The 15,007-nt window shown below is 35.5% G+C and carries 12 protein-coding genes; 5 read left to right on the top strand and 7 right to left on the bottom strand.

Features of this window, described 5'->3' with window-relative positions; genetic code table 11:
* Nucleotides 1–127 precede the first annotated feature (127 nt).
* Entirely contained in the window at nucleotides 128–457 is a 330-nt protein-coding gene (locus tag R2Q16_RS02995) for a hypothetical protein (RefSeq protein ID WP_316735088.1), read from the top strand.
* Here the strand turns inward: R2Q16_RS02995 and R2Q16_RS02990 are convergent.
* Complete coding sequence (locus R2Q16_RS02990) at nucleotides 454–2,277, bottom strand: tetratricopeptide repeat protein (protein ID WP_316735087.1); 1,824 nt, start codon at nucleotides 2,275–2,277, stop codon at nucleotides 454–456. The two genes, R2Q16_RS02995 and R2Q16_RS02990, sit on opposite strands and share 4 nt — an antisense overlap.
* Nucleotides 2,278–2,497: 220 nt before the next feature.
* Between R2Q16_RS02990 and R2Q16_RS02985 the strand changes: the two genes are divergently transcribed.
* From R2Q16_RS02985 to R2Q16_RS02975, 3 genes are all read left to right on the top strand, one after another.
* A complete protein-coding gene (locus tag R2Q16_RS02985) occupies nucleotides 2,498–4,384 on the top strand; it encodes a S9 family peptidase (protein WP_316735086.1) in 1,887 nt (628 codons plus the stop codon).
* 3 nt (nucleotides 4,385–4,387) lie between these two features.
* On the top strand, nucleotides 4,388–6,055 hold the full coding sequence (locus R2Q16_RS02980) for a HAMP domain-containing sensor histidine kinase (protein ID WP_316735085.1): 1,668 nt from the start codon (nucleotides 4,388–4,390) through the stop codon (nucleotides 6,053–6,055).
* A gap of 173 nt (nucleotides 6,056–6,228) precedes the next feature.
* A complete protein-coding gene (locus R2Q16_RS02975; protein ID WP_316735084.1) occupies nucleotides 6,229–6,918 on the top strand; it encodes a response regulator transcription factor in 690 nt (229 codons plus the stop codon).
* 88 nt (nucleotides 6,919–7,006) lie between these two features.
* Here the strand turns inward: R2Q16_RS02975 and R2Q16_RS02970 are convergent, their stop codons facing one another.
* The 4 genes from R2Q16_RS02970 to R2Q16_RS02955 form a co-directional block, all read right to left on the bottom strand.
* Nucleotides 7,007–8,263: a metallophosphoesterase gene (locus R2Q16_RS02970; protein ID WP_316735083.1), complete on the bottom strand. Its 1,257-nt coding sequence runs from the start codon at nucleotides 8,261–8,263 to the stop codon at nucleotides 7,007–7,009.
* Between the two features lie 139 nt (nucleotides 8,264–8,402).
* On the bottom strand, nucleotides 8,403–9,890 hold the full coding sequence (locus tag R2Q16_RS02965) for a sigma 54-interacting transcriptional regulator (protein WP_316735082.1): 1,488 nt from the start codon (nucleotides 9,888–9,890) through the stop codon (nucleotides 8,403–8,405).
* Nucleotides 9,891–9,975: 85 nt separating this feature from the next.
* Nucleotides 9,976–11,073, bottom strand: coding sequence for a vWA domain-containing protein (locus R2Q16_RS02960; protein WP_316735081.1), 1,098 nt, complete (start codon nucleotides 11,071–11,073; stop codon nucleotides 9,976–9,978).
* Between the two features lie 297 nt (nucleotides 11,074–11,370).
* Complete coding sequence (locus R2Q16_RS02955) at nucleotides 11,371–12,252, bottom strand: carbohydrate kinase (protein WP_316735080.1); 882 nt, start codon at nucleotides 12,250–12,252, stop codon at nucleotides 11,371–11,373.
* An 87-nt stretch (nucleotides 12,253–12,339) separates the two neighbouring features.
* Here R2Q16_RS02955 and R2Q16_RS02950 point away from each other — a divergent pair, with 87 nt between their 5' ends.
* Nucleotides 12,340–12,765 (top strand): YybH family protein, encoded by a 426-nt coding sequence (locus R2Q16_RS02950; RefSeq protein ID WP_316735079.1) that lies wholly within the window; start codon nucleotides 12,340–12,342, stop codon nucleotides 12,763–12,765.
* Here the strand turns inward: R2Q16_RS02950 and R2Q16_RS02945 are convergent.
* Together R2Q16_RS02945 and R2Q16_RS02940 are read right to left on the bottom strand one after the other, a co-directional pair.
* Nucleotides 12,758–14,020 carry a DUF5690 family protein gene (locus tag R2Q16_RS02945; protein WP_316735078.1) on the bottom strand — a complete coding sequence of 421 codons (1,263 nt, stop codon included), beginning with the start codon at nucleotides 14,018–14,020 and terminating at the stop codon, nucleotides 12,758–12,760. The two genes, R2Q16_RS02950 and R2Q16_RS02945, sit on opposite strands and share 8 nt — an antisense overlap.
* A 180-nt stretch (nucleotides 14,021–14,200) precedes the next feature.
* A complete protein-coding gene (locus tag R2Q16_RS02940) occupies nucleotides 14,201–14,815 on the bottom strand; it encodes a sugar O-acetyltransferase (RefSeq protein ID WP_316735077.1) in 615 nt (204 codons plus the stop codon).
* Nucleotides 14,816–15,007: the final 192 nt, after the last annotated feature.

Here is a 15,007-nt window from a genome sequence, read left to right as displayed (position 1 = left end):
TAATATGCTTGGCTAATATGGCCTGTAAATTGCGGTCTCAATAGTTAAATGTTAATGTTTTTATATTATTTTCGATAAATCATAAATTTTTCGAACTTAGTGCTTTGGAATTAACAATCACTCCTCAATGAAATTTTTTCGCCCTTACAGATGCTTCAAAGCATTTATTATTATTGCAATTTTAACTACAATTTGTTTCTTTGCTTTCGTATCGGAGGACAGACATGTGTTTGCGCCAAACTTTTTGTTACGCTCTTTAGCTGATTTATATTCTGTTTTTCAATTTCCAACTCATACACTTTTATGGAAATTATTTAGCTCAAACACCGCCTTATACTTTTTTGGATTAGTATTTAATTGTGTGCTTTACGCAGTTGTTGTAGAGGTTGGTTTGGCATTAGAGATGGAAAGACGTTATGGTAAAAAGGAAGACGAGAAGATTGAAGAAGAAAATTAAACGCCATCTCCACGCAAGTTTCTAAATCTTTTTCTAGCTTCTGCACTAAACATACTACCCGGGTAATCGGTTATTAATTTTTGAAAGTATAGTTTAGCCTGTGCAATATCGTTTAGTTTCTTTTCGTACAAATCACCTAACGTAAAAAGTGCATCGTCTGTCCAAATTCCATCCTTATAATTTTCATCTACTTTCTTCAAAATTGCTACTGCATTTTCATACTGTTCAGCTTTGATTAAAATTTTAGCTTTGCTCATTAATATTGCATCAGCCAATGAGTTTTGTGGAAATGCTATAGAAATGCTGTCGAGCTTTTTGATAGACTGCTCAGGTAGATTTCTGAAAACCAACATTTCTGCATCAGCATACATTTTTAACGCGTTGCTATCGGCAGGCGTTTGAATGTTGTCAGATATTAAAAGGCTTAAGTTTAAAGCATCATTGGCAATTAATTGAGTGGTTGCAGCTTTCAAAACCATGCATTGGCTCACGCTGTACTCAAAATTCCCTTGGTAAAAGGAAAGTTTTGCACTTCTAAAACGGGCCTCGTTGCCAATCGGCTGGCCTTCAAATTGTTTGCTTACTTGTTCGTAAACTAAAAACGCTTCCCAAGGTTGTTTGGTTAAGATGTAAATATCGCCTAAATCGAGTTTTAACTGACCGTTTTCTTGTGGGCTTAATCCCGGCAACTTTAGTGCTTCTTCTAAAGCAAGTTCAGCCTTTTTTGGCTGATTTAAGTAGTAAGCTTGTAAGGTTGACCATTTTTTGATCGCAAATAAAGTGTTCTTGTTCTTGCCATTTTCATCTAATAAAATTTGATAGTCTTTAGCCAAAGCCTCTAAATCTGCCGGATTAAATTTGCCTTTGGTTTGTATATTATACTTTGTATTTAACAATTCAATTTTAGCAGGCAAATAGTATTGATTTTCTTTGCCCTTGGTAATTATATATTCATAAGCTTTAATCGCGGCCTCATATGCGCCATTATCTACAAATGTGTAAACAGCATTAAACAATGTTGTCCCATCAGCTTTTGTACGTTTATCATAAGCAATTAATTGACGCAAAGCCATTTCATATTCTTGTTGCTGAATATAATTCCAGGTAAGTAACTGGATGTAAATTTCTGCATCAGGTGCTTTTTGAATTTTCTTTAATATGCCCGTTTGAAAGGTTTGATAATCGTTTTTATCTTCGAAAATCATTGATAAAACGGCTTCTGCCTGAGGTAGAAGTTGCGGAGCAGTTGGCAAAATATCTAGGTATTCCTGCATCAGCATTGGTTTATCTTTCTTAAAGCGATAGATATTTAACAATTCAAATGCAAAGGCTTTATCATCGTTTAAAATTTTTCTGCCTTGCTTAAAAGTTTGAATCGCGTATTCGTAATTTTCGAACCGATAAAAATTATTGGCAAGCATCCTTATCCTAAATTCGTCTTTAGGTAATTTATTTATAACCTCATTAAAGATTTTATTTGCCGCCGTGGCATCGCCTTTTTCTTGTTGCAGCTTACCTAAAGCAACGGTGTACATTTCGTTATCTGGCGATTGCCTGATTTGTTTTCGAACCGTTTTCTCTGCAACATCATATTTCTTAAGCTTTAATAAAACGTTAAAGTAGATATCAAAGTAACCTTCGTTATTTGGGTTTGCAAATAATTTTTCCAGTAAAACTGAAGCTTTTTCATAATCACCATCCTGATAATATTGAATGGCTAAAGACGCATCATCATTTGCAATTTGCCTTCCGGGACGAAAAGTTTGTGCATTCGCAATAATGCTTATCAAAAGAAAAAGAATAAAAATTACAGGCCTCATTTTCAAAATATTCGATTTAAATGTAACATTTTAATACCTAATTCTTTAAACTCCACTATCAGATAAAACGTATTTTAAATGTTACCTGTATTTTATTTTGTGTGTTTATTTTAAATCCTAAATTGGAAAAAATCGAGGTTTAAATGTTAGTAACATTCTTACTGCATAATGCATTTAAGCTATCAGGTTATTATATTTTTGTCGTCCCTAAAAGGAGTTTATGTTTAAAAGGATTATTTTATTGGCTTTAGTTGCTGTTATTTGGGCTTGCAAAGGTTCCAAAAAAGAGCTGTCTATTCCTGTTGATAATTTTTTCAGAACCCAGGATAAGGCTTACTATCATGTATCGCCCGATGGGAAATGCCTTTCGTACTTAAAACTTCAGGATAAAAAACTTGATCTTTTTGTTGAGGATATTGAAAGCGGAACTATAAAACAGCTAACACATTTAACCGACAAAAGTATTAGTTTTTACTTTTGGACGAGTAATGATGAACTCATTTACTATACTGAAGATGAATCAAAAGAACGAAAATCTGATTTATTTGTGGTGAGCAAAGACGGTAGTCAGCAAAAGCAGCTTAGTTCTAACGAGAAAAACCGTGTTCGGGTAATTGAAGATCAGCTAATTGATGATAAGTATATAATTGTTGCCTCTAATAAACGCGATTCCACTGTTTTTGATGTTTACCGACTAAATGTACGTACCGGAAACATGGAAATTGCGGCTAAAAATCCGGGCAATATTACAGAATGGGTAACCGATAATAAAGGTATTTTAAAAATTGCCGTTGCAAGCGATGGTGTAAATGAAACGCTTTTATACCGCGAAAATGAGCGTATACCTTTCAAGGCTGTTATTACCAACAACTTTCAAACAACTTTGCAGCCAGTTGCTTTCTCAGAAAATGAGGCTGATGTTTTGTATGCAATTTCTAATGTAAATCGTGATAAAAATGCGTTAGTGGTACTCGATTTAAAAACCGGGACGGAAAAGCAGGTTTTATTTGGCAACGACACTTTAAATGTAATTGACGCCAAGTACTCGAAGGCAAAGAAAAAAATGATGTTTGTTACTTGTGAAACCTGGAAAAAAGAGAAGTATTATTTGGATGATAGCACCCGAATAACCTACTCAAAAATAGACCAACTATTACCAGGTGCAGAATGGCGCATTATGGATAAAGACAAAAACGACAACGTTTTTGTGGTGAGAACTTACACGGATAGAAATCCGGGTTCGTATTATTTATATGTAGCAAATCAGAATAAGATTAAAAAACTAGCTGATATCAATCCTTCAATTAACGAGGAAGAGATGAGCGAAATGAAACCAATTAGCTATAAGAGTAGTGATGGTTTGCAGATAAATGGTTATTTAACGCTACCGAAAAATAAAAAAGCCACTAATTTGCCGGTGGTGGTTCTGCCACACAATGGCCCAGGAAGTAGAAATACTTGGGGCTACAATGCAGATGTTCAATTTTTTGCGAATAGGGGTTATGCCGTTCTACAGGTTAATTATCGTGGTTCGGGTGGTTATGGCAAATCATTTTATGCTGCCGGATTTAAAGAATGGAGCGATAAAATTCAGGATGATGTGAACGACGGTGTAAAATGGCTCATTGCAAAGAAAATTGCTAATCCTAAGAAAGTGGCCATTTACGGCAACGGTTTAGGCGGTTTTATTGCATTAAATTGTTTGTATAAAAATCCCGATATTTATGCTTGTGGTGGCTCAAATTCGGGTGTAATTAGCTTGTTCAGCTACTTAACTACAATACCACCATTCTTAAAATCCAATTTGCAGATGTACTACGAAATATTTGGCAACCCTGAAACCGATACAGATTACATCCGTTTTGCTTCGCCTGTTTTTCATGCAGATAGATTTAAAGCACCGCTTTTTATTGCTCAGAACCCAAAAGATCCTCGTGTAAACGTTGCTCAAGGTGTTCAGTTTGTAAAGGAGCTTAAAAAACGCAATGTTTCAGTTACTTATATCGAGAAAGAAGAAGGACCGAATCCAGTTTTAAGACAACAAGGCAGAACAGCTTTGTATAAAGCACTTGAAGAATTTTTGCAGGAAAACCTGAATAAAAAGTAGGTTATGGCCTTGGAAAAGAAGAGTGGTTATCGTAAAAATTTTTCGTTGAGTGTTACTTTCATAGCGCTCATCTCCATTCTATTTATTCTTTCGCTATATCTTGCTTTTAACTACAGTAAAAAATCAATTGAGAATGAATTTGTTTCAGAAAAGGTTAATGTTTTAGAACAAAGTATTCAATCGTATAATGAGTTTTTTCAAAACAAGATACCCGAGGTTTCTTACTATAATGGTTTTCTTGATTCGGCTACAGCTTCAAAATTCGTAGATACGATTACACTTAAATATCCTTTTGTTTCCAAAGTGATGTTTTACGATTCGGAGGTTAAAAATACTCCTGTAAAAGATGGAATGAATGCCGGATATTTTTCAATCGGTCCGAAATCTATCTTTCAATTTGGCAGGATTGTAAAAGCCGATTCAATTAAATTATTTTCTGAGGAAGACACCCGTTCTTTTAAAGTTAATGATGATTTTAATGGAATGGCTTTGAAGCTCGTACGTTTTATCGATCAGATTGATACCGCTTCCGTTCCCTCGCAAGAAGAATTGTTTACAAACTTTTCCGTTGTACAATCGAACAAAATCACCTACTTAAATATCCCTCGTCAGGAAGATTTAAAAATGTACAAGGAAATGCTTCAGCGTAAGCTCGACCCATCTCCGGTATATCAACAAGATATGTTGGTTTTTCAACTTAATCCATATAAAATAAAGGTAATTAATACTCGTCCGCTGTTGTATCAAAGTATAAAAGTAGAGCCTTTAACTTACGATCCGATAGATAACTCGGACGAAAATATAAATACGGAAATTGCTTTACCCGGAGCTTTTTCTGATTTTAAACTGTATTTCACCTCTTCAAAATCTTACATTAAAAAAGAGATATTTATCTACTTTTTGCCAATTGCATTGGTTTTGCTTTTGGTTTACGGGGTGTTGTTGTTAGTAGCATTTCTAATTTATCGAAACTTAAACATCAACAGTAAAATGTTTAAGCTTCAGTATGATTTCGTTAATAATCTTACACATGAGTTTAAAACGCCTGTCAGCGTAATAAAAATAGCAGGAAATAACATTAAGAGTGCGCCATCTTTAAGTCAAAAGGAACAACATCTGTATGGAAAAATTCTGGATGAAGAAGCAGATAAGTTGAATGGTTTAATGAACAAGTTGCTGGCTTTTACACAGATTGAAAACAAGGCGATTAAACTCAATCAAGAGGAAGTTAATATTAAAGATTTTATCGAAAGTACAATCGAATCGCATACCTTAAAACATCCCGATTTTGATATCACTTATGAAACTGTAGGTTTTAAAACTTTTATAACTGATCCGGTTTTGTTGGGTAGCTTATTCGATAATTTGGCCGAGAATGCTTACAAATATTCAAAGCCCGAAAATAAGAAATTACACATTAGCGCAAAGCTGATAAAAGGGGTATTAGTTTTTCGTTTTGCAGATAAGGGAATTGGTATCCCATCTTCAGAATTAAATAATATCTTTAAGAAGTTTTTTAGAATTCAGAACGAATATAACCAAATGGGAAGCGTAGGCTTAGGTTTGGCTTTTTGCAAAGAACTGGTTAACTTTATGCTTGGTGAAATTACTGTTAAAAGTAAGGTTGGCGTTGGCACGGAGTTTAAAATTGTTTTACCTTATAATAGTTAACGGGCGTTTTAAGATTGGAATGTTCAAATACAATCTTGTAACTTAAACCTTTGCAAATTATAATACTCCAAATAGAATAAAATTGAAATATTGTAATCGTTAGCATGTTTTAGTATTGCGTTTGCAAATTATAACTTTTCACATGATAACATTACAACCATAAAAACATACAAATGTCTAAAGAAGTAAAAATATTAATTGTAGAAGATGATGAAAATCTTCGTTTTCTGGTGGCACACCGTTTAAAAGCCGAAGGTTACAATGTACTTGAAGCTAATGATGGCGAAGCTGGTGAACGAATGATTATTGCCGACCAACCTGATATTGTTTTGTTAGATTGGATGATGCCTGGTAAACAAGGTGCTGAAGTTTGTGAAAGCGTTCGTAAGCAAGGTTTTGAAAACTTAATCATTATGATGACTGCGAAAGCGCAGGATGTAGATAAAATTGATGCTTATAACTTTGGCGCATCTGATTATATTACCAAGCCATTTAATATGGATGTTTTGGTTGCGATGCTTGAAAGTAAAGTGAAATTTATTGTCAACAAAGATTCGGCTGAAATTCACCGTTTTGGCAACATGGAGCATCATCCGAATATTCATACTTTATTTAGAGATGGAAAGAAAATTGAACTTACCATTTTAGAAAACCGTATTCTGCTGTATTTCTTGCGTAATCCGGGTAAGGTAATTAACCGTGATGAGTTGATGCTTGTGGTTTGGGGTTATAACTCTGATGTAAATACCCGTACACTAGATATGCACATCGTTCGCCTACGTAAGAAAATAGAATTGAATCCGGATAATCCGCAGTTATTGCAAACCGTTAGAGGCGTGGGTTATCGTTTTAATGCGGGGTAGTATATCTACTTTCGTCATTGCGAGGCACGAAGCAATCTCTTTATTAGTATAGATTGCTTCGTGCCTCGCAATGACGAAATCGCAGTATTTAGGCCCTCTTCAAAGTAAATACCGTTATTTCTGGTAAAATACCAACCCTACCTGGATAACCTAAAAAGCCGTAGCCAACATTAACATAAAGCTGTTGTTGCTGTTCGCGGTACAATCCTGCCCATTCTTTGTAAATGTATTGAACCGGACTCCATTGATATTCTTTCAAGCGAACACCGAATTGCATTCCGTGTGTATGTCCGCTAAACATGGCATCTATTTGTGGGTATTTCTGCAAAACCTCTCCACGCCAATGTGAAGGGTCGTGACTTAGCAAAAGCTTAACTGGTAAATCATCTGTGTTTTCAACAGCTAATTCCATTTTACCATATTTTGGAAAACGCCCCATTCCCCAGTTTTCAATACCTAAAATTCCAATTTCTTCACCATCAACTTTTAAGCGACGATTTTCGTTCATCAACAAATCATAGCCCATAATTTTATGAACATCAATAATATCTTTAAGGTTTTTAACCTTAGCTGGCGATGATTCCTTACCGAAATAATAATCGCCATAATCATGGTTTCCCAAAGTTGAATAAACGCCTAATGGTGCTTTAACCTTTGCAAAAATGTCCTGATACTCTCTAACCTCATTCGTTAAATTATTTACTAAATCACCAGTAAAAAAAACGAAATCGGGTTTTTCGGCCAACAACATTTCCACACCACCTTTTACGGCAGTTTTATTGTAAAAACTTCCAGAGTGTATATCAGAAATTTGTGCCATCGTTATACCATCAAAAGCTTTTGGCAGATTTGGTAGAATTAAATTTACTCTTCTAACCTGATAATCATAAGCGCCCGAAATAATACCCCAGCTTAATGATGTTAATGGAACAGCAGCAGCAACTAAACCCGCTTTAACCAAAAATTCAGAACGGGAAATCTGGTCTGTGTCTTTTGGTGTTTCTTCACTTTGAACGGCTTTTGGATTTGGTTTCTTTTTAAAAAGCTTAATAAATAATCTTCTGAGATCATCTAAAACCAAAAAAGGAAGCATAGCCATTTTGCAAGCTACGGTTAGGAAAAATGCGACTAAAATAATCGCCCTTAAGGTTAAGAATAGATTCAGGTAAATGCCGGCGAAAACCCCTACAATTAATAAAATGCTATAGCTCCAGTAAATTATACCGAATATTTTTTTGGTTGATGGTTTCCAGTTTTTAAAAACAGAAACAATGGCACGGTAACAATAAATATCAAAAGCCGTAATTAAAATGCAAGCTGCAATGATGAAAGGTAGTCTGCCCATTCAAATATTTTTTATTGATAACGAAGTTAGTTTAAGTATCGTCATTGCGAAGAATGAAGCAATCTTTTTTAAATAATAGATTGCTTCAGCTCACACAAGTCCTGCCTCGCAATGACGAGCAATTGGAATGAATATTTAATTACCTGAAATCGTCTTCATCCTCTTCCGCATCAAATTCGGCATTAAATAAACTGCCAAACATATCCGAAAATCCGAAACCGCCATTAAGGAAGTTTTTACTGAGCTGCGAATATTCAGCTAATCCATGCAATACAAATTCCATCAATAACAAAGTTTGATTTTCGCTTAATTTTGGATGGAATTTCTTAACCGTATCGTACAAGTTAGGCACTAGCATTAATGCTTTTTTGTATTGCGCATTTGTTAAAGTATCAGTTACATCTACATTATTTCCATCGGTAAACCATTCTGTAATTTCTGTATAAGGATTTGCCGTTTTGGTTTTCTTTGCCTTTTCTGGGTCGGGGAAATAACGTGCAAACAAAGTTTTTACAGCCTTGCCAATTAAAGTGGTTGCAACATGCGCCGGACCTTCCAATTCGCCTTCATAAACCAATTCTATTTTACCCGTAATTGCAGGAATAATTCCAGCCAAATCAGATAAGCGGACAAAAGTGTTTTTCTCTCCTGAAATCAGCATTCTTCGCTCGGCGGTGCTGATTAAATTTTCAAAAGCCGAAATGGTTAATCTCGCTGAAACACCAGATTTTTGGTCGATATACTCGCTTTTACGAGCTTCAAAAGCAATCTGCTCGACTAAGTCTTTAACTAAGCCATCGGCCTCAATATTTTCTGTTTGTTCTTTTGTGAGTTTTGCTTCTTGAAAGGTAATTTTCCGAGAAATCTCGATGCTTTTAGGGTAATGCGTTAAAATTTGACTCTCAATCCTATCTTTCAATGGCGTTACAATGCTGCCACGATTCGTGTAATCTTCAGGGTTTGCGGTGAAAACGAATTGAATATCTAAAGGTAAGCGCAATTTGAAACCACGAATTTGAATATCTTTTTCCTGGAGCATGTTAAACAAAGCCACCTGAATACGTGCTTGTAAATCGGGTAATTCATTAATCACGAAAATACTACGGTGTGCACGAGGAATTAACCCGAAGTGAATTACTCGTTCATCATTGTAAGTCAACTTCAATGTTGCAGCTTTAATCGGATCAACATCACCAATTAAATCGGCAACGGTTACATCGGGTGTTGCTAATTTTTCAGTATAACGTTCGCTACGATGCAACCAGGCAATTTCGGTTTCATCGCCTTTGGTTGCGATTTCATTTTTTGCAAACCATGAAATCGGATTCAGCGGATCGTCGAAAATTTCACTTCCTGCAACATAGGGCACGTATTCATCCAATAAATTCACCATTAAACGGGCAATACGTGTTTTTGCTTGTCCGCGTAAACCTAAAAGCAAAATATTATGACGAGAAAGGATTGCCGTTTGCAATTCTGGAATTACGGTTTCATCATAACCGATAATGCCCTCAAATTCAGTTTTTTTATCTCTAAGAACTTTAATCAGATTTTCTCTAAGTTCTTCCTTTACGCTTCTTGATTTATAATTTGTAGCCTTTAATTGGCCTAAAGTTGTGTTTTGCATATGTATTGGAGTAAGGATAAAAGATTAAAGAACAAAGATTTAACTTTTCGACTGCATCTTTGTTCCTTTATCTTTATTCTTTTAACTATTTAACCGTTTTCCTTCTATTTTTAATGTAATCTTCAAAAATGTATTCGCCCAAACCATTTAGCGAACTGTAAAACGCCCTACCGCCATTTATTTCGGTAAACTGGCGCACAAACTGTTGTAAGTAAGGGTCTTTCGCAATCATAAATGTAGTAATCGGAATTTTAAGACGCTTACATTGGGCAGCCATATTTAATGTTTTATTAATCACCTTTCTATCCAAGCCCATACTGTTTTTATAGTATTTGCCGTTTTCTTTCAAACAAGTTGGTTTCCCATCTGTAATCATAAAAATTTGCTTGTTATGCGTTTTGCGCCTCCGAAGCAGATCTGTTGCCAATTCTAAGCCTGCAAAAGTATTGGTATGGTAAGGGCCAACCTGCAAATAAGGCAAATCTTTAACTGTAATTGGCCATGCATCGTTGCCAAAAACAACAATATCTAAAGTATCTTTAGGGTATTTGGTTTTAATTAATTCGGCCAAAGCCATGGCAACTTTTTTTGCAGGGGTAATTCGGTCCTCGCCATATAAAATCATCGAGTGCGAAATATCAATCATCAACACTGTCGAAGTTAAAGTTTTAAAATCCTTTTCCTCAACCTCCAAATCCCTATCGGTTAAAGTAAAATCGCCAATACCGTGGTTAATTTGTGCATTTTGAATAGAAGCCGTCATATCAATCTGGTCTAAACTATCGCCAAAATTGTATTCTCTACGGTCAGCATTTTTTTCCTCACCAATTCCCGATTGATTGCTGTTATGGTTTCCTCGGCCAGATTTTTTCAGTTTCCCAAAAATCTCATCCAAAGCAGATTTACGAATCGTTTGTTCGGTTTTGGCTGTAATTTTAAATTCGCCAGATTGGTTATCTTCAGTCAGGTAACCTTTATCTTTCAAATCATCAATAAAATTGCCAATGCCATAATCGTTATTGGTCAGTTTGTATTGCTTATCAAGTTCATTCAACCAACTTAGAGCTTCTGCCGCATCTCCAGCGGTATAATTCAGCAATTCGCTAAATAATTTAAGCAACTCATCAAAACCACCTTTTGGCGTTTCGCCAGGTTTATAATCAGAAAAACGAAAACCTCTCATGTAATTGTATTAACGGATTACTAAAGGTAAAAGTTTCGGTTTGTACTAATTTAAGCTTGATGTCATATTTGGGCGTGGACGAAAAGGTTAAAGTTGAAAAGACCAAAGCAGGAAATGTGAAGTTTAAGATAATATGGGCGTTCCCCCAATCCCGATGAAAAATCGGGAAAGGGTCGGGCTTTTCAGGGCTTCGCTTCGCTGCGGTACCGATGAAAAATCGGTACTAAACCCTTTCAATCCCTAACGCAAACTCCATCGCCTTATTTCCGTGAAATTCCGTATCACCGCGGCAACAAATTACCCCAAAGCCATGTGATAAATCTTCTTGTTGTAATCTGGATTAGCACCGGCCTGTGATGCTACAAAAGCACCAACCTTGCAAGCATTATCTAAAATGGTTTCCATTGGGTAGGCTTGTAAATAACAAGCAACAAAAGTGGCTAAAAATGCATCGCCCGCACCTACGGTATCCGCAACCTGCACTTTGTAGCCGTTATGCTGATACAGTTTACCATCTTTTAAAACACAGGCGCCTTTATCACCAAGTGTTAGGCAGATAATTTCTATGTTAAATGTTGAGGATAGTTGTTTTAGTAATTGCTCATCTGTGTTTCCGGTTAAGCCAAAAGATTCTTTAACCCAAACAATTTCATCCTCGTTAATTTTTAAAATATCAGCTTTGCTTAAAAGTTCACCAATTAATTCTTTATCGTAAAAAGGAGCACGTAAATTAATATCGAAAATTTTAGTGTTCGCATTCTTCAAAAGCTCTAAAATGGTTTTTTTAGATTTTTCATCCCGACAGGTTAAACTACAGTACACAAATGCATCGGCTTGTTTAACGGCTTCGATATATTCTGGTGTAAGTTTTATATCATCCCAAGCAACAGGTTTTTTGATGGTGTAAGTGGCTTGATGCTTGTCATCTAGTTGAACCACAACTGTACTGGTTGGTAATTCGTTATTGGTTTGAATTAAATCGGTAGAAAAATTACTGTTTGACAAGAAATTTAGCAGTTCTTTTCCATCATCATCATTGCCAACTGCACTTATAAAATTACTATCAATACTTTGTTTGTGTAGATTTAGGGCAACATTCATGCTCGAACCACCTGCTTTTTTACCATCAGGAAAAACATCCCAAAGTATTTCGCCAATTGTAATTACTTTATTTTGCATAGATTGAAATTAAGACTGTAAAGAAACAATTTTTATACATGGAACGAAATAATTTGTTTCATATCTTTATCACAAGACCTAAAAATTATGAAAAGAATTTTAATTGTTAGTTTGGTGCTGATTTCATTTTATGTAAAAGCACAAACTCCAAAAGATAAGCAAGCCATTTTAAATGTCTTAGAAACGCAAAGATTGGCTTGGAACAAGGGCGATTTGGTTGCTTTTATGGATGGTTATGTCAAATCAGACAGTTTGCTTTTTGTAGGGAAAAGCGGACCAACTTACGGTTGGCAAAAAACTTTGGATAATTATAAGAAGAATTATGCTGGCAATGCAGGCATGGGCATTTTAACTTTCGGTATTAAAAAAGTTGATTTCCTCAATAAAGATGTTGCCTTTGTTTTGGGAAGTTGGCATTTGAGACGCGAAAAGGATGAGCCGCAAGGTTATTTTACTTTGCTGTTTAAAAAGCTGAATGGAGAATGGAAAGTAGTTGTAGACCATTCTAGTTAATTTCTAGTTTTTTATATTTTTTTCTGAAATATTGGAGCGAAAATAAGGTTAGCAAACATCCAATAACCGATAAACTAATTACGCTATTTGAGAAAAACGTTACCCAGTTTAATCTTACCTTCAATATTTCTTTAGTAAATAGAACGCCAATACTGCCAACGTATCCAAAAGAATCGGCAATATAAATTAGAAAACCTACGTTGCTGGTATATTTAAAAGTAGAGATTAATCTATCGAAAAATACAGCGTTAAATGGGATATAAACCATGTAAAGACCTAATCCGGTAAGTGTCATCCACCAAATTGGCGACAGCATTTGCGCTTTGAAAAGCCAACTAAAAACACCTGCAATTATAAATCCTGTTAAAATAAAATAGTGCGCCAGTTGTAATGCTTTGAAATTATTTTTGATTAAAACCATGCTTCCAATAAGCACTAAAACAATTAAGGTGATTGGCGTTTCTGTTTTTGCAAAGATGGATGGTTGATTAAAAAATCCCATTTCCTTCCACATTTCGGCACTGAAATTATCTCTAATATCTCTAAAAATAGTTGCGAAACAATAAATGGTAACGCAGGCAAATAAACCCCAAAAGAAATCTTTGATGAATAACTTTCGGTCTGCGTTGCTCATTGGTATTCGCTCCGTTCTAAATTTAATGTCTTCTGCATCTGGAGCAGGTATTTTTTCCATCAGATAAATGAAAAATATTAACGGTGCAGCAAACGCCAAACCAGTATAGAAGGGAATCCAAAATTCTGAAATGTTAAAGCTTATGCTCAGCCATAAACCCACCGATTTTACAAAACCAGATGCAAAAATAAAACTCACGGCTAAGGTGGCGCCGATAAAATCGGTACTTCGCCGACCTTCCACATAAGAAAATACCACGCCCCAAAGCATCCCCAATGGGAAACCATTTATAAAAAGGAAAAGTACATTATATGGGAGTGGAACTATTGCAAAAAACAGCCAGCTTAGCCAGGAAACACCAGTTAATATAATGATTATTTTCCCTCTACCTGTTCTTTTTAACTCCGAAATAAATTTGATGCCGTAAAACTTGGCTAATAAATAGCCAAGCATTTGTGAAATGACCAGAATGGTTTTATAGCTATAACCAGCAATAGTTAAGCCATCAAAAGTTGCAATGGTAAAAGATTTCCTGAAACCGAAAATCATGGTGTAAGCTAAGAAAACAACAACCGCTGCATACAAGCCAGTTTTAATTTGCTGATTGTTTTTCAAAGCCATGATTGAAGATAGCCTAAATTTTCGAAAAACAATGCCATTACATTTGGCAAAGGCAGCCCTTCTTTACACTATATCTTTTCGCTACGCTCAAAGGATGCCGTTTCAATAAGGTTTAAATAACAACGTTCTGTAATTCTTTTGAAACTTAGTTGCCCCTCATCAATCTAGCCTAACTCAACATTATTCACCCAATTTAAAATCTTTGTAGTAATAATCTTTATCGGCATCGGTTAAATGGCGGATTACGCGGCAAGGATTTCCGGCAGCAAAAACATTGTCAGGTATATCCCTGGTCACAACACTCCCCGAACCAATAACCACATTTGAACCAATTTTTACTCCAGGATTTACAACCACATTTCCACCAATCCAAACACTATTGCCTATGGTTACTTCCTGTGCCCATTCTATTTCTTGGTCGCGTAGGTGAGCATGAATTGGATGCCCGGCGGTGTAAATGGCCACATTTGGGGCAATAAAAACGCTGTTGCCAATACTTACCTTTGCGCAATCTAAAATCACCAAGTTAAAATTAGCATAGAAATTATCGCCGATTTCGATATTGTAACCGTAATCACAACGAAATGGCGGCTCTATGTAAAACATTTTTTCGGTTTTGCCGAATAACCTCTTTAGTAACTCTTTTCTTTGCTTAATAAATTTTGGCGCTAGATTATTAAACTCGTGTACAATTTCACGGGCTTTTAATCTTTCTTGAGCTAATTCTGTACCACCAGCTTGATAGGCTTTGCCTGCCAGCATTTTTTGTTTTTCGGTAAGGGTTTCGTTTTCCATGTACCGAAGTTATAAAAGTTTATGAATTTTTGACAACCGACTTAATTTTTACAAAACACTTATGCAAATTCTAATATTCGCAGTGTAGCAGATTTGCATCCAATTTAAAATAGCTGCTCAAGCTAAATTTAGCTAAACCCGACAGACGCGAAAATACTTTTTGTTGCAGCCATCTAAATAGATTGCTTCGTC

The organism is Pedobacter aquatilis (assembly GCF_032678425.1).
GTDB lineage: Bacteria > Bacteroidota > Bacteroidia > Sphingobacteriales > Sphingobacteriaceae > Pedobacter > Pedobacter aquatilis_B.
This window is presented reverse-complemented; position numbering and strand designations above follow the sequence as displayed.